Origin of the sequence: Microbacterium sp. NPDC058062 (genome assembly GCF_042885375.1) — a bacterium.
GTDB lineage: Bacteria > Actinomycetota > Actinomycetes > Actinomycetales > Microbacteriaceae > Microbacterium > Microbacterium trichothecenolyticum_C.
Genome location: NZ_JBHVSC010000002.1, coordinates 426064 through 442368, shown reverse-complemented (window position 1 = coordinate 442368; position 16305 = coordinate 426064). Strand labels below are relative to the sequence as shown.

Below are 16305 nucleotides of genomic sequence, written 5' to 3'. Positions count from 1 at the left end.
ATGGCCAAAGATCAGCCGCTTGCCGTGGACCCGATCGCGGAGGCCAAGCGCCAATGGATCGCCCACGGGTGGGTATCGTCGGCGACGGGCATGTCGACCGTCACCTCGATAATGCGGGCGCAGCAAGTGATGCTCGGCCGTGTGGAGCGCGCGCTGGCTCCGTTCGAGCTCTCATTCGCCAGATTCGAGCTGTTGCGGCTTCTGGCGTTCTCGCGCGATGGCCAGATGCCGCAGTCAAGCGTCATTGCGCGACTTCAGGTGCACCCCGCCAGCGTCACGCACACCGTTCGCCGACTCGTCCGAGACGGTCTGGTGCAGCGCGAACCGCATCCTCAAGACGGCAGAGCCGCCCTCCTGCTTCTCACAGAGCGTGGGCGCGATCTTGTAGAGCGGGCAACAGTCGATCTCAACGCCGTTTTCGCCGACCCTGCCCTCGCCGAACCTGAAATGGTTTCTCTTGTTCGCACCCTCGCTCGATTCCGCCAAGGCGAAGGCGACTTCGCGGAGCCGGTCGATTTCCCCGAACCGCTCTGAAGCGGCTGGCACCCGATTAGCGATGCGCGAACTGTGGGGCGCGTTTCTCGCGGAACGCCGCCATTCCCTCCTTCTGGTCGACGGTATCGAAGAGCGACGCGAAGACGTGTCGCTCAGTGCGAAGGCCCTCTGCGAGCGTGGTTTCCATCGCAGCGTCCAGGACGGCTTTCGCCGCGTAAACGGATGGAAGTGACTTGGACGCGATCGTCTCAGCCAGGTGTCTAGCCTCCGTCAGGAGATCCTGCGGGGAAACAATACGTGAGACGAGCCCAGCTCGCTCCGCCTCGGTCGCGTCCATCAAGCGGCCGGTGAGGATCAGATCCGCGGCCTTGTAATAGCCGATTGCTCGCAGGAGGCGTTGCGAGCCCCCCATTCCGGGGATGACGCCCAGGTTGATCTCGGGTTGACCGAACTTCGCCGTATCAGCGGCGAGGATTATGTCGCACATCATCGCCAACTCGCACCCGCCGCCCAGAGCGTAACCCGCGACCGCTGCGACGACGGGCGTCCGCACCGCCGCGAAATCCGCCCAGGGGCCGAAATGATCGTCCATCGTCATCTCGATGCCGGTTTTCGCCTCCATCTCCTTGATGTCCGCACCCGAAGCGAAAGCTCGCTCCGAGCCGGTGAGCACGATCGCTCCCACCGACGAATCTTCGTCGAAAGCTCTCGCCGCAGCCACGACTTCACGCATCACCGTGCTGTTCAGCGCGTTTAGCGCTTCGGGTCGATTGAGAGTGATCTGCCCAACCCTCCCGTAGGCCTCAGACAGAATCGTCGTGTAGGTCATCGCCGCGCCCGCCCTTCGCGGATGGCTTCGATGATGCCCGAGAAGTCTTTCCTCGATCCGTCTCCATCCGAGTAGGCGCGATAGATATCCTGCGCAAGGATTCCCATCCGCGCGTCTACCCCCGTCATCTCGATTGCCTGTCGAGCGAGGCCGAGATCCTTCGACATCAGCGCGCCGGCGAACCCTGGCTCAAAGTTCCTGTTGGCCGGGCTCGACGGCACGGGGCCAGGCACAGGGCAGTTCGTCGTGAGCGCCCAGCACCGACCCGTGGCGTTCGATGCAACATCAAACAGGGCCTGGTGCGTCAGTCCGAGTCTCTCGCCGAGCACGAATGCTTCGGCCACAGCGACCTGGGTGATGCCGAGGATCATGTTGTTGCACACTTTCGCCGCCTGCCCGAGCCCGGGCGCGCCACAGTGCACGACGCGTCGCCCCATGCGTTCGAGAATCGGACGGGCGAATGCGAAGTCCGCCTCGCTGGCGCCCACCATGAAGGCGAGCGTTGCTTGCTCGGCGCCGATCACGCCACCGGAAACCGGTGCGTCTAGTGCTCGATGCCCGGCCGCCTCAGCGAGAGCATGCGCATGCCGCGCCTCGTCAACAGCGATCGTGGAGGAGTCGATGAAGACTGTGCCAGGCCTCGCGACGTCGAGGAGCCCGGCATCGCCATCACGGCCAGCGTACGCGTCAACGACGTGACGACCGGTGGGCAGCATCGTGATGACGACATCAGCGTTAATTACGGCGCTGACCGCGGAGTCCGCGAGCGTCAGCCCCGCGGCGACCGCCGCTTCGACGGCGAGTGGCATGGGATCGAAACCGACGACAGTGTGACCGCCACCGGCAAGATTGAGGGCCATGGGGAGTCCCATGTGGCCCAGCCCGAGGAAAGCGATCGTGCTCATGATGTCTCCTTTGACGAAAGGGAAGGAACGAGATTGAGAGTGCCGCCCGCCCCGGCAGTGAAGTACCCGTCTACCTCAGCTGGGGTGACACCAGCTAGCGTGGGCGGCTGCCAGCGCGGTGCGCGGTCCTTTTCGATCACTTGGGCGCGGATGCCTTCAGCGAAGTCTGGCGCGACCAGTGCGTTCATAGACACGATGAACTCCTGCTCGAGCACCGCCTCGAGCTCGAGGTCCCGTGCGCGCCGAAGAGATTCCAACGTCACTGACAGCGCCAGCGGCGACTTCTCCAGAATTCGGTCCGCGAGTGTGATCTCACCGATCTCGCGCAACGCTGTCACGATGTCATTGACGTCGCCCTCTGCGAACGCAGATGCGAGCGCGCCGGAGCGATCGGCTATCGGCGCGGCGCCGACGTGCTTGGCGAGGAGCGCGATCACGGTCGCCGGCTCCTCGGTCTCGAGACCGTGCAGGAGCGCAGGTACACGGTCGCTCGCGATCAGGTGATCGGAGAGCCCCGCGAAGATCGCATCCGCGGCACCGATGTGTTCGGCGCTGAGCGCCATCCGCACACCAACCGCGGCGGGCGCGCGAGACAAGAGCCAGGTACTGCCGACATCGGGGACGAATCCGATCGTCACCTCGGGAAGACCGAGTCGCGATCTCTCCGTGACGACGCGATGGGACGCATGAGCAGATAAGCCGATCCCACCGCCCAGCACCAATCCATCTTGAACCGCAACGATCGGCTTCGGGTAGCGCGCGATCATCGCATTCATCCGATACTCGTCACGCCAGAAGCGCGCCGCGCTCTCGAGGTCGTTCTCGCGAGCAGCGCGGTGCAGGGCGACGACATCGCCACCCGCGCAAAGCCCGCGATCCCCCGAGCCGACGATTGCTACCGTGGACACCTGTTCCGCGTCGCGCCACTGCCGGAGAGCTCTCGCGATGATTTCGACCATCTCATGTGTGAGTGCGTTGATCGCTCGCGGTCGATTCAGCGTGATCACTCCGAGACGGCCACGGCTTTCGATGAGAACAGGCCGATCTTGCTCGCTCATCCAGTCTTGCCCAGGAGACTGCGACCGACGATGAGCCGCATGATCTCATTCGTTCCTTCCAGTATCTGGTGAACCCGGAGATCGCGGACGACCCTCTCGACCCCATACTCCTTCAAGTAGCCGTAGCCGCCGTGAAGCTGCAGGGCGGCATTGGCCGCCACGAACGCAGCATCTGTCGCGAATCGCTTAGCAAGCGCACAGGCCGCTGCTGTGTCGGGCGCTCTCTCGTCCATCTTCGCTGCGGCCCGCTCGAGCAGCGCGCGCGCGGCCTGCAACTCCGTCTCCATGTCCGCAAGGGTGAAAACGACGGACTGGTTCGTCGCGAGCGAGGCACCGAACGCCTCTCGTTCCTGTACGTATCGAGTCGCGCGCTCCAGAGCCCATTGTGCGCCGCCGAGTGAGCAGGCACCCATATTCACCCGGCCGCCGTTGAGTCCTTTCATAGCGATTGCGAACCCGTCGCCCTCGTCGCCAAGGCGATGAGATACCGGAACTCGCACACCGTCGAGGATTACCTGTCTGGTGGGCTGGGCGTTCCAGCCCATCTTCTCCTCGTTGGGGCCGAAGCTCAGACCTGGCGCTCCGTCGGGCACGACGATTGCGCTGATGCCGCGGGAGCCGGGCTCACCAGTGCGCGCCATGACGACATACAGGGCAGAGGAACCTGCACCTGAGATGAATTGCTTCACCCCGTTGATGATGTAATCGTCGCCGTCGCGCATCGCCGATGTAGTGATGGCCGCCGCGTCCGAGCCGGCACCGGGCTCCGTCAGGCAGTAACTTCCCAGAGCGTTCATCGAAGTGAGACCCGGCAGCCATTGCTCGCGCTGCTCATCTGAGCCGAAATCGTCGATCATCCAGGCGACCATGTTGTGGATGGAGATGTAGGCCGCAATGGTCGTGTCACCCTTCGCGAGCTCTTCGAAGATCGCAACGGCATCCAGCCGCGACAGCCCTGCGCCCCCAACATCCTCCCGGACGTAGATTCCGCCCAGACCCATGGAGCCCGCCAACCGCAGCGTATCTATCGGGAAGTGTTTCTCAGCGTCCCATCGGGAGGCATGCGGCGCGAGTTCCGCCTGCGCGAAATCCCGGACGGCTTCAACGATTGCGGTACGTTCTTCTAGCGTCGTGGAGCCCATGGTCAGTGCATCGTCGGGATGACGAAGCTTGCACCTTCCTTGATTCCCGAAGGCCAGCGACTGGTGACGGTCTTCGTCTTCGTATAGAAGCGGAACGCGTCCGGTCCGTGCTGATTCAGGTCGCCGAAGCCCGACTTCTTCCAGCCTCCGAAGGTGTGGTAAGCAATGGGAACAGGGATGGGAACATTCACTCCGACCATTCCCACGTTGACCCGCGCTGCGAAATCACGAGCCGCGTCGCCATCTCGCGTGAAGATTGCTACGCCGTTGCCGAACTCATGCTCTGAGGCCATCGCGAGCGCCTGCTCGTAGTCATCCGCTCTCGCAATCACCAGCACCGGTCCGAAGACCTCCTCACGGTAAATTGTCATGTCCGTCGTCACGTGATCGAACAATGTCGGTCCGAGGTAGAAGCCTTTCTCGTACCCCGGGACTTCGAGGCCGCGACCGTCGGCTAGGAGAGTCGCCCCTTCGTCGATGCCGGTCTGGATATAGCCCGCGACGCGGTCGAGAGCTTCACGCGTTACAAGCGGCCCGTAATCACTATCTCCGCCGAGCGCAGGACCTACCTTAAGCTGGCTCACTCGCTCCGAGAGCTTCGCGGCCAGCGCGTCAGCTGCCTCCGCACCCACCGGCACCGCGACCGAAATCGCCATGCAGCGCTCGCCCGCTGATCCATAGCCCGCACCGATGAGCGCGTCGGCAACTTGATCAAGGTCGGCGTCGGGCATCACGATCATGTGGTTCTTCGCGCCGCCGAAGCACTGCGCCCGTTTGCCATTCGCTGCGGCCGTCGAGTAGATGTATTGCGCGATGGGCGTCGATCCGACGAATCCGACAGCCTTGACCCGATGATCGTGAAGAATCGCGTCCACAGCACCTTTATCGCCGTTCACCACGTTCAGCACTCCCGCCGGAAGACCCGCCTCGAGGAACAACTCGGCGAGTCTGAGGGGCACGCTGGGGTCTCGCTCGCTGGGCTTGAGGATGAAGGCGTTGCCCGCAGCCAAAGCCGGCCCCATCTTCCACAACGGGATCATTGCGGGGAAGTTGAACGGCGTGATCCCCGCGACCACCCCGAGGGGCTGGCGCATCGAATAGACATCGATCCCCGTCCCCGCACCGCTGGTGTATTCACCCTTGAGCAGGTGCGGACCACCCGCAGCGAATTCGATCACCTCGACACCGCGCTGGATGTCGCCCTTGGCGTCATCGAGCGTCTTCCCGTGCTCACTCGAAAGCAAACGCGCGAGGTTCGGGGTGTCCTTCGCGACAAGGTCTAGGAAGCTGAGGAGGACTCGTGCTCGCCTCTGCGGGTTCCAGGAACCCCAGACCAGCTGCGCGCTCTCCGCACTGGTAACAGCCGCCTGCACCTCCTCCACCGACGCCAGCGGCACCCTGGCCTGCACAGCACCCGTCGAGGGATCGAAAACGTCGGAAAAACGTCCAGACGCGCCCGCAACATGCGCGCCGTCGATGAAGTGAGTCAGTTCGCGCATCCGTGCGCTCCTTCCGATCATTAAAATTAGAATATCAATTAGATAGTTGGAATATCAACTACTTTTCCAAGCGACGACCCGTCCTGGCGCGTAGCGTCGGCTGACAGCGGTGGAGTCAGCGTTGCAGTCCGCGCTGGTCAGAGTTCTGAAACGACTGCGAGCGCTTGACGGACACCGAGACAGATCGGCCGCGAGGCCAGTGACGTCAGTGCGCGCGTCGTCGTTCATGGTGGTGAGGTGACGTGCTCCCGTCTGGGGGATCATGACAGCCCTGATTCCACGGAGGCGAGAGCACTACGTGCGACCGCAACGTCCTCGTCAGCGACTCCACCGCTCACGCCGATCGATCCGACGATCTGTCCACCCACGACGATCGGAACACCCCCGGGCAGCGGCACCAGTTCGGGAGACGCTGCGGCAAAGAGCGCCGGGCCGGCCGCGCCGAATGTCTCGATGAGACGACCCTGCCACGCGCCGGTTCCGGCCGAGACAGCCAGCGCGGTGACTGCCTTGTCTCTCGACAGGCTCAAGGTCGTCAGAGCTGCGCCATCCATCCGTGACGCTGCGAGAACCAGGCCGGAACGGTCTACGACTGTGATGCTGAATGGCTTGCCGATTTCCCGAGCACTGCGGCCGGCGGCTTGGATGAGCGCGAGGGCAGAGTCGTTGGATAGCGTCGCCACGTTGATCGTGTGAAGTCCCAAGGTCGCCACCAATTCCTTACTTCGCGACCGTCGCACGCGAGCGGGGGGCTTCGATCCTCGACACGCGCCGCTTTCGGACGCGATCCACCAGCGAGCGCCGTCCTCCGACCCGCGTCGATGCCGCGAGGCCAACCGCGACCAGCAGGGCGACGCCGTTGAAAGCATCGGAGATCCACGTCGGAGCTCCGGAAAGCTGCAGCCCCTTGACGCCGGCAGCGAGGACATAGACCGAAAGCACGGTGCCCCAGACATTGAATCGCCCACGGCCGAACTGTGTCGCACCGAGGAACGCTGCGGTGAAGGCCGGCAGGAGGTAAGCGGGCCCGATCGTTGGATCGGCGTTCGTCAGTCGCGCGGTCACGAGAACACCCGCGAGCCCCGTGATGATCCCGCAGGCTGTGAGCGCTCCGACGATGATCCAGGACACCCTGACCCCCGAAAGCCTCGCAGCTTCGGCATTTCCACCCGTCGCGTATATGCGACGCCCCACGGGCGTTCGCTCCATCACGTACCAAACGATGACCGCGAGCACGAGCATGACGAGGAACGCATAGGTGAAGCCGAACACCCGCCCGCTCCCGAAATCCACCAGCGGTTGCGGCATTCCCAGAATCTGACGACCACCGGACAGAAGGGTCACCACCGCAGCAAGCAGCGAGCTGACACCCATCGTCGCGATGAACGAGTCGATGCGAGCGACGACGACGAGAAGCCCCGTCACGAAGCCCACGGCAGCACCGAAGGTGAGAGTCAGCACGAGCGCGAGCGGGAGCGGAAGTCCCATCGGGACGAGTAGCCACGCGATCATCATCGATGCGACACCCACTTGGGCCCCAACTGCCAGATTGAAGGCACCTGCTGCGAGCGGAATGATGAGCGCGATCGCAGTGAGGGCCGCAATAGACTGCGTGTCGAGTAGCGAGAGCCATGTCCGTGGGGCCAGGAAAGTCTCAGGGATGGTGATGGAGAAGACCAGCACGATGATCGCCAGCACCCACAGGGCGCTCGCGTTGCGAAAGCTCAATGCGTGCAACACTCGCGACAGCCTCTTATTTGCGTTCATGGGAGATCCACACCTTCGTCTGAAATGTCATGCTGGCCAGCTCGCCTCGCTGATGGCGGATTCCACGAGGACCGCTTCGCTGATTCGCTCGCCGTTGTACTCATCCGCCACGACTCCGTCGCGCATCACGAGCACACGGTCGCTGATCGTCGCGAGCTCCTTCGCGTCGCTGGATGAGACCACGACCGCCGCGCCCGACTTCGCTGCTTCGCGGATGAGCCCGTAGATTTCGCTCTGTGCGCCCGCATCCACGCCCTGCGTTGGCTCATCGAGCAGCAGCACGCTGGGACCGAGTCGGAGCCATTTGGCGAGCATGATCTTCTGCTGATTTCCGCCACTGAACAGGCCGAACAGCTGCTCATCGAAACCAGCGGGAAGGACCCTGACCCGCGACATCCACTCGTGCACCTCCGCCTTCTCGCGCCGCCGGTCGACAGAACCCCACGCCCGTCGGAGGTCGGAAAGGCGGGGAAGCGTGATGTTTTCTCGCGCGGAATGCGTCGCCACGCTCCCCAGACCTCGCCGATCGGCAGGGACATATCCGATTCCACGTCGAATCGACGCGCTTGGTGCAGGATCAGCCAGAACGGCGCCATCAACGGAGACCGTACCGTTCTGAATTCGGGCTGCACCGAAGATCGTCGCGTTCACAGACTCCATGCCTGACCCGATGAGTCCACTGATGCCGAGGACTTCTCCCGCGTGAGCCTCGAGATCGACGCCCCGCAGGTGCGGCGATGTGAGCCCACGAACTTCGAGCCGCACGGCACCACGGGTTCCCGAACGCACGACGGCACCCTGCGTCGCGATGTTGCCGCCGGTGATGACATCGACGAGGTCGCGCTGCGTGTATTCACCGCGACTCTTCCTCGCTACGGCAGCGCCGTTCTTCAACACGACAACGCGGTCAGCGAGCTCGATCACCTCGTCCAGCCGGTGCGTGATGTAGATAATCCCGGCACCGCTCGCCGCAACTGCGCGCACGGCATCTCGCAGAAGTTGCGCCTCTTCACCGTGGAGTGTGGCAGTGGGCTCATCGAGGACGAGCACGTTGTCGCTGCTCGTCCAGCCCTGGAAGGCCCGCGCGATCGCGACGATCGTCTGCTGCGCGGCGCTCAATTGATCGATCCTGTAGTCCGCGTCGAAGTAGCCGCCGAACTCGGCGAGGAGTTTCGCCACCTCCGCCTTCTCCTGCGTGCGACGTACAGGCAACACGCCGCCTGCGCGGGGTTTCGTCACGAGGCTGAGATTCTCGGCGACAGTCAGCGTCCCAACGAGACCCAGGTTCTGGTGAATGAAATGCAGATCGGTCGGGTGCTGTGGAGCTCCGCGTTTGACCTCACCCGCGTCAGCCTCGTACAGGCCCGAGAGTATCTTTACGAATGTCGATTTACCCGAACCGTTGTGCCCGAGCAGTGCGACGATTTCGCCGCGCTTCACTCTCACTGACACGTCGTCAAGCGCCACGTTCCCCGGGAAACGCTTGGTCAGTCCATGGATGTCGAGAAGCACATCACTCATCGAGTTCCTTTCGGGGTTCTGCGGCCCCAGGGCGTCTGCGCTGGGGCCGCAGAAAGATGCCTACTTTGCGTCAGCCCACAGCGCGTTGAATCGATCCGCGAAGTCGGGATACCCACTCCACCCGGCGCTCAAGTCGCCGTCCAGATCGTCAGCGGTCAGGATCTGCCGAGGAATCGCCTCATCCAGGACGAGCTGATCGATGGGCTGGTCGGTGACCCCTCGCGCCATCGAGTCGACCATCGTCCACACCATTGTCGGGAGATCCAGCCCCACCCCCGCCGTGAAGTCGCCCGATTTGATACCGGCCAGCACAGACGGATCGGGCGCATACAACATGGTCTTGACGTCGGTAACGTCGGCCGCACGCATAGCAGCCGGCAAACCGCCGGCCTGCTCACCGATGGCGAACACCGCGTACCGAGTGTCAGGATTGGCGATCAAGTAATCCACAGCGATCTGCGCGCCGCCCGCTCCGAACTGCGAGACGGGAATATCGATGACTTCGACCGAGCAGTCCGGGCAGATCGTCTCCATCTGCGAGACGTAGCCCCGGGCGGACGCCTCGGAAGCCGAGATCTCGGGCGTCTTGAAGTACACCGAGTCAGCCGAACCTCCGCTATCCGCAACCACCCAGCTCGCCATGATCTCACCGCCTACGTAGTTGCCGGGACCGCCGTGACCCGTGGCGACGACACTCTCCGGTTCGATGCCATCGATACCAGTCGTGACGATCTTGATGTCTGCGGCGTTGAGTTCCTCGAGCTCCCGCGCCCAGAGCGACGGCGCGAGTCCGACGACGATCACACCGTCGTACCCTCCTTCAAGCACCGTGTCGAAGGCTGCGGCAGCACCGTCCGCAGTGGTCCCGGCTTCGATGCTGGTGACGGTCATCCCAAGCTCGCCGGCCGGCTCCTTGATCAAGTCTCCGAACAGAGCACAAATCGGCGAACCGCAATCCATGAAGGCGATCCGCGCGCCCGCAGGCAGCACCGCGAGCGGCTCGGTCACCGGAAACGCGCTGGGCTGCCCCGTGTACTCGCTGACGACGGCCTCCGCAGCCTTAACATCCGCGGAGTCCGCGCCGCCGCTGTTCGCGGGATCGCCCTCCGGCGCGACTCCGGCGCACCCGCTCAGCACAAGGCCGAGGGCGAGTGTGGCCGTGAGGATCCCAAGAATCTGCTTTGACATGGGTCTTTCCTTTCGTTGCTGGCCTGCGGATGGCAGGTTCGATCAGCGCGGCCGACATTCTCGACAACGCCTAGAGGTCGCGGTCAGCGCTTTAGAGGCCGCCGCATCGGGTAGAAGTCAGAGACGCGACGTTGTCACCGCGAATTCTTGGCGCACGCCGTCGTCGAATGCCCTCAACTGCTGGAGGCCGGCTGTCTCCGCGTCGCGGTCGAGTGCTGGCCACCCGTGCTCGAGATCGACGAGTCCCCGGTAGCCGCGCCGAAGAAGGTCCACTGCGACAGCCGTGATGTCGAGCGTCCCACCCCCGGGATGAACTCGACCCGGCTGATCGGCGAACTGCACAAGCGAGAGATAGGGGTAGACCCGGTCGAGGGCATCGAGCAGATCGTCGCCCATGGTCGCAACGTGTCCGGTGTCATAGATGATCCCCACCGACTCACTCTCGGCGCGGGCGACGAGGTCGACGGCAGTATCGATGGAGCGAACGACTACATGAGGCAGAAGGGTCATTGGTTCGAGAGCGATCCCGATACCCTCATCGCCGGAGATTCGGCTCATGTCGCGGAGATTCAAGGCCACGTTGCTCAGGTGCTCGTCAGTCACGGGCCCGTCCACGGACGGGAACGCGACGATGAGCCCTGAACGCAGCTCGCGCGCCATACCCACTGCTGCCCGAACTCGGTCTTCGAGCTCGGCACGCCCATGGGCGGATCGATCCGCCCACTGCGGCTTGCCGAGCTCCGCGAGAGGGACGCTCACTACCGCCCCACCGCGCAATCCCAACTCTCGAAGAGCCCGAGCCACCGTGGCACTTTCCTTGGGCGGCCTGCTGAGCGCCCACGGATACATCACGCCTGTCATGCCGATGTCCGCTGCGAACTGGACGTGGCGTTGCGGATCGGACTCCACCTCCACACCAACCGTCTCCACGAACTGCGGTCGAAACTCGGGAGGGAGGTACCCGAGGTGAGATGTGTACTGGAATACCCACTCGTGCCTGACGGGTCGCCAGCTGACGTCTGCCGACCGGTTCATGAGTCAGCCCGGCCAGTCGAGCAGGCTATTCCGCGCATCAGCTTGGCCATGACCCCTCGATCACGCGCGTAAGGTGGCCGGACTTGGGAGTGCGATCGCCGACGATCGGAATGATGTTCTTCAGTGCACGTACGAGACGCATTCCGGGATCTGTCCGCACATCCAGTACGTAGCTGCCCTCCGCCGCTAGCGCACGCTGGATCGCCGGGATCAGCTGATCGGGGGTTTCGACGCGCTCTCCACCCACACCGAATCCCTGCGCGACCGTGATGAAGTCCGTCGTCTGGGGTAGTTCGATCCACGGATTGTCCAGGCCTGTCGCCTTCGCGGAAGCGCGATTTGCCAGGAGAACGCCGTTGTTGTCGATGACGACGATGACCTTGAGATTGTGCTCGGCGAGGTTCGACAGCTCCATCAAGTCGTAATAGAAGCCGCCGTCGCCGTGGTAGGCGACTACAGTGCGCTCGGGCACAGCCAGCTTCACTCCGATCGCGACCGGAAGACCCGCACCCAAAGACATGTAGCGACCTCCGGTTGCGAGGGGGGTCACGACCTTGTTCTGGAAAGCTCGGTACATCCCGAAAGCGTTTCCGCCGGAGTCGGCGACAACCAAGGCATCTTCGGGAAGCTGCTCCGAGAGGGTGCGAATCAGGAAGTATTGGTTGATCGGCACTTCAGTACCGTCGAACCAGGAGTCCATGTCTTCGAGCCACTCGGACTTGGCAGAAGCCACGTCCATTCGCCACGGGTCGCTCTCTGTCCTCGGCTCGACGCTCTGATCTCGCGCAGCATCGATCAGCTGCTCCAGGAATGTCTTCGCATCAGCCACCACACCCAAGGCCGGCTGGAAGATTTTGGCGATCTCGCGCTGGTCGACATCGACGTGAATGACATCTTGCGGCTTCGTGATCGTCCATGAACCCGTGCTCATCTGCGAGAAAGAGGTCCCGATCGCGAGCCAGAGATCGGATGACTGAAGAGCATCGTTCGCCGACCTCCAACCGAAGTTACCGGAAGCCCCTGCGTAGAGTTCATGAGCGTCGGGCAGCAGCCCGCGCCCGCCCCATGATGTCGAAACGACAGGAATCCCCAGCATCTCGGCCAGAGTACGAAGCTCTTCTGCCGCACCGGCGACGTGCACGCCCGCCCCGGCGTAGATCACGGGACGTTCCGCTTCGATCAAGCGTCGAAGGATCTCGTTCACGTCGGCGCTCTGTGCAGCAGGCGGGCGGGGAAGGTGAAGCTCTTCGACCGCCATGGAGGTGGTCTGATACATCACCGTCTGCGCCAAGTCGAGGACGGCTGGACCGTGCCGGCCCGTGCTCGCTTCCTTCACGGCTTGGCGAACGATAACCGGCAGGTCGCCCGCATCGGTCACCTTCTTGGCGTACTTCGACAGCGGCCTCAACGAATGGAAGTTCTCCGTCGCGTCTTGAAGCGGATCCCGTGCCTCCAACGCGGGAGGGTTGTCCAGCGCCATGAGAAGAAGCGGTGTGCCATCGAGCTTCGCGGCGTACACGACCGGTGCAGTGTGCAGTGCCCCCACGGCCCACGTGACGACAGCCGACGCGGCCCGCCGCTTCATCCGGTTGTACCCGTAGGACATCCACGCCGCAGTTGTCTCCGTGCGCCCTCCGAAGTCGGCGAGTTCGCGCGTGAAGAGACTCTGCGTCAGGGCGGGCACAGCACCTCCGGTGTACCCGAAGACGATCTCGACGCCAGACGCAACGAGGGAATCCGCAATCGCCTCCGCCCCAGTTCGTTCGACGCCCTCCACAGTTTGGTGGATGAGGGTGTCTTCGTTGCTCTCCAGCTTCGGCATCTGCATTTCTGGGGCACTCAAGTCTTCGGAACTCATGGGACTTCTCCTTTGGTTGTCTGAACTCAGTTGATGAAAGAGCTGACGCGTTCGCCCACCATGAACGCCGTCGCGTTAGGGCCGTGCGATGTGATGTGCGGGAAGATCGAGGTGTCCGCCACACGGACGCCCGCCACGCCGTGGACCCGGGCGTACTGATCGACCACGGCTGTGTCGTCGTCGACGCTGCCCATCCTGCATGTCGAGGATGCGTGTCCGACAGTGAAGAAGTTCGCAGACGCCCAGCCATCGAGAGCGCTGTCATCTTTCAGGTCGGACGGATCGAGGTTGATCAGCCGCCCGCCGACGTCGGTCAGTGACGAGCTGTGGAAGATGTCGGCGGCGACGCGCACTCCCTCTCTGATCCGACGCTTATCGCTGTCAGTTGCCAGGAGGTTCCAGTCGATCCGCGGTTGGTCGAAGGGATCGCTCGAAGTGAGCTGCACAGACCCACGACTTTCCGGCTGCTGAAGCAGGAGGATCAGCACCGGGTAGCGCAGAGGATCGGGTTGGGCCTCCCGCGGAATGCGCATCATGTCACCGAGGGGAGCGACGAATGGGAGAAGCTCGAGGTCTCCCCTCTCCGTCGACCCTTCCGATGTCCAGCTCAAGGCACTCGTCATGACGCCACGCCCGGGGATCACCTGTACTGGATCGCTGGTCAACCAGCGGATTCCGACCTGAGGATGATCTGTGAGACCGGCCCCGACTCCTGCAAGATCTGCCACGACGTCGATGCCGTGCTCGCGAAGCTGATCCGCCGGGCCGATGCCGGAATGCAGCAGGATCAGCGGAGACCGCAGTGCGCCCGCCGCCAGAATGGTCTCCGTTGCGCGGATGGTACGGCGCTCGCCAGCCACGTCCACTTCCACTCCGACGCAGACCGACCCATCGAGGACGAGGCGCAGCACACGGGCGTTGTCGACCACCGTTAGGTTAGGTCGCGACATCGCCGGCACGAGATAGGAGTAGCCGGCGCTCGCCCGATGCTTTCCCGCGATGTTCAGGGGCACCGGACCCACACCGTCCGCGCCGCCGGCATTCGTATCCGGGATCTCGGCGAATCCGAGCCCTTTAGCTGCTTCTGTAAAGGCCTGTGTGAACTGAGGCGCGCGGTCGCCAGGTTCGCGGCGCACCCAAACCGGGCCATCTGTACCGTGCTGCTCACCGGCGAAATCGTGATCCGTTTCCAGCTTGCGGAAGAAGGGCAGCACATTCTCGTAGGACCACTCGTCGTTTCCGAGGCTCGCCCAGGTATCGAAGTCGGACTTCGTGCCTCGCTGGAAGTAGGCGAGATTGACCGAGCCCGAACCGCCGATGCCGTGCCCTCGGACGACGGGCGCCACCTTATCCGGGATGAGGGAGCCGGTGACTGCATAATTGTGCAGCCCGCCGGGAAGCGCACCGCTCAAGTCAGAAGGGTCGAGGATCGACTCCGGAAACTGGGAGACATCGCCGCCGTAGACATCGCCGGATTCCAGAAGCAGAACTGACCGCCGGCCACCTTCGCTCAAGCGCGCTGCCAGCACGGAGCCGCTCGAACCAGCTCCGACCACGATGACGTCGTACTCAGTCATCTTCCACCCCTTCGTTCGGTCAACTCTGACGAACCGGACCCGGCCTATGTTCCGGGGCACTTCCGCTTCGTTGCGTATGTGTCTGGCAATCGTCCCTCGCTCTAAGCGAGTCCGCGCCCGTGAAGTTCATTCAGTGAACACAAATGCTCCGTGTTTTCCAGCCACCGAACACGACGCTCACTGCCCATGCAACAGCAGCGTCGATTCCGCGTGAATTCACTCGACGACACGAGGGCGCCGCGCATCCGCTTCTGCGTCGTAGCCGTAGATCCACGCATTCTCAACGAGTGGGTCGATGAGGTTGAATGAGCGATCGCGCGCGACCTGCTCCGGCCCGTCGGCGAGGTGATTGATACTCGACCGACCGTGGCTGACCCGCTGCAGTCGGGTGGTGCGCGGTAGGCGAATGCGTTCGTACCGTAGTGCCACCACTTCGAGGTCCTGCGGCTCATCACTGATGAGCGTTGCAAGAACTGCCGCGTCCTCGATCGCCTGAGCAGCCCCCTGCCCGAAGAACGGGAACATAGGGTGGGCTGCGTCACCCAAGAGCACCGACGTGCCGTCGGTCCACGTCTCCAGCGGCTCGCGGTCGAGCAGCGCCCACCGGCCGGGAGTGTTGGCGGCTCGAATCAGATCCAGAAGACGCGAATCCCATCCATCGAACTCACCCAAGAACTCTTCGACCGTCGCCATCGCGTTCCACGACTCGACGGAGTAGTCACCCGCAGGCGCGAACGCGACGAGGTTGACCAACTTGCCTGAGGAGATCGGATAGTGGACAAGATGTCTGCCTGGGCCGATCCACAACGTCTGCGCCGGCCGGCGGGCAAAGTCAGATACCTTCTCGGCATCCACCAATGCGCGGTACGCGGAGATTCCCGAGAACGAAGGCGGGATGGCGTCTACGAGCGCTCGCCGCACCACCGAGTGAATACCATCGGCAGCAATGACGAAGTCCGGACGAACGACTTCGCCGTCCTCGAAGGTGAGCTCAGCTCGCCCGTCGTGTTGCCGATACCGGACACACCGCTTGCCCAACAAGACACCGCTCTGGGGTACCGCCGACTTGACCGCATCGAGCAGGTGCGCGCGGTGCGCGGTATATGTGTGTTCACCGTACAGTTCGGCGCACCTATCTCGGAGATCTTCGACGGAAAGGACCTGGCCGTCTTGCCACCGTCGAAATTCCCAACCAGCATCAAGCCTCACAGCGCGGTGGGTGAGCTCATCGAGCACTCCGAGACGGCGGAGAAGTCGCACGATGTTCGGAGCGACGACAAGTCCAGCGCCCACCTCTTGAAGAGCCGGAGCCTGCTCGTAAACGGTGGCCGAAACACCGGCCTTATGGAGAAACGCCGCGGTGGCGAGTCCGCCGATACCGCCGCCAAGGATGGCGATCTGCGGCCCCGACATAGATTCTCTTGCCATCTC

General features: G+C 63.4%; 14 protein-coding genes. 1 reads left to right on the top strand and 13 read right to left on the bottom strand.

From position 1 onward, the window contains the following. The gene (locus ACFVSU_RS06840) at positions 1–534 is read left to right on the top strand and encodes a MarR family winged helix-turn-helix transcriptional regulator (RefSeq protein WP_387139918.1); all 534 of its coding nucleotides are present in this window, start codon (positions 1–3) and stop codon (positions 532–534) included. A gap of 16 nt (positions 535–550) precedes the next feature. On the opposite strand, the gene ACFVSU_RS06835 is transcribed toward ACFVSU_RS06840, so the two are convergent. The 13 genes from ACFVSU_RS06835 to ACFVSU_RS06775 form a co-directional block, all read right to left on the bottom strand. Beyond that, positions 551–1324 (bottom strand): enoyl-CoA hydratase-related protein, encoded by a 774-nt coding sequence (locus ACFVSU_RS06835; RefSeq protein WP_387139915.1) that lies wholly within the window; start codon positions 1322–1324, stop codon positions 551–553. Further along, on the bottom strand, positions 1321–2229 hold the full coding sequence (gene mmsB / locus ACFVSU_RS06830; protein WP_387139912.1) for a 3-hydroxyisobutyrate dehydrogenase: 909 nt from the start codon (positions 2227–2229) through the stop codon (positions 1321–1323). The genes ACFVSU_RS06835 and mmsB overlap by 4 nt, the downstream gene beginning before the upstream one ends. Beyond that, positions 2226–3287 carry an enoyl-CoA hydratase/isomerase family protein gene (locus ACFVSU_RS06825; RefSeq protein WP_387139909.1) on the bottom strand — a complete coding sequence of 354 codons (1062 nt, stop codon included), beginning with the start codon at positions 3285–3287 and terminating at the stop codon, positions 2226–2228. Before ACFVSU_RS06825 ends, mmsB begins: the two co-directional genes overlap by 4 nt. Then, positions 3284–4429, bottom strand: coding sequence for an acyl-CoA dehydrogenase family protein (locus tag ACFVSU_RS06820; protein ID WP_387139906.1), 1146 nt, complete (start codon positions 4427–4429; stop codon positions 3284–3286). The genes ACFVSU_RS06825 and ACFVSU_RS06820 overlap by 4 nt, the downstream gene beginning before the upstream one ends. 2 nt (positions 4430–4431) lie before the next feature. Then, entirely contained in the window at positions 4432–5928 is a 1497-nt protein-coding gene (locus tag ACFVSU_RS06815; RefSeq protein ID WP_387139903.1) for a CoA-acylating methylmalonate-semialdehyde dehydrogenase, read from the bottom strand. 260 nt (positions 5929–6188) lie between these two features. Then, the gene (locus ACFVSU_RS06810; RefSeq protein WP_387139900.1) at positions 6189–6611 is read right to left on the bottom strand and encodes a heme-binding protein; all 423 of its coding nucleotides are present in this window, start codon (positions 6609–6611) and stop codon (positions 6189–6191) included. A 37-nt stretch (positions 6612–6648) separates the two neighbouring features. Continuing rightward, the gene (locus tag ACFVSU_RS06805) at positions 6649–7695 is read right to left on the bottom strand and encodes an ABC transporter permease (RefSeq protein WP_387139897.1); all 1047 of its coding nucleotides are present in this window, start codon (positions 7693–7695) and stop codon (positions 6649–6651) included. Positions 7696–7722: 27 nt separating this feature from the next. Continuing rightward, positions 7723–9216, bottom strand: a complete 1494-nt coding sequence (locus tag ACFVSU_RS06800; RefSeq protein ID WP_387139894.1) for a sugar ABC transporter ATP-binding protein — start codon at positions 9214–9216, stop codon at positions 7723–7725. Positions 9217–9276: 60 nt separating this feature from the next. After that, positions 9277–10404, bottom strand: a complete 1128-nt coding sequence (locus ACFVSU_RS06795) for a sugar ABC transporter substrate-binding protein (RefSeq protein ID WP_387139891.1) — start codon at positions 10402–10404, stop codon at positions 9277–9279. A 117-nt stretch (positions 10405–10521) separates the two neighbouring features. Then, a complete protein-coding gene (locus ACFVSU_RS06790; RefSeq protein WP_387139888.1) occupies positions 10522–11439 on the bottom strand; it encodes a sugar phosphate isomerase/epimerase family protein in 918 nt (305 codons plus the stop codon). A gap of 37 nt (positions 11440–11476) precedes the next feature. After that, positions 11477–13297 (bottom strand): thiamine pyrophosphate-binding protein, encoded by a 1821-nt coding sequence (locus tag ACFVSU_RS06785; RefSeq protein WP_387139885.1) that lies wholly within the window; start codon positions 13295–13297, stop codon positions 11477–11479. Between the two features lie 26 nt (positions 13298–13323). Further along, positions 13324–14874, bottom strand: coding sequence for a mycofactocin system GMC family oxidoreductase MftG (mftG, locus tag ACFVSU_RS06780; RefSeq protein ID WP_387139883.1), 1551 nt, complete (start codon positions 14872–14874; stop codon positions 13324–13326). Between the two features lie 216 nt (positions 14875–15090). After that, positions 15091–16287, bottom strand: coding sequence for an FAD-dependent monooxygenase (locus ACFVSU_RS06775; protein WP_387139880.1), 1197 nt, complete (start codon positions 16285–16287; stop codon positions 15091–15093). Positions 16288–16305: the final 18 nt, after the last annotated feature.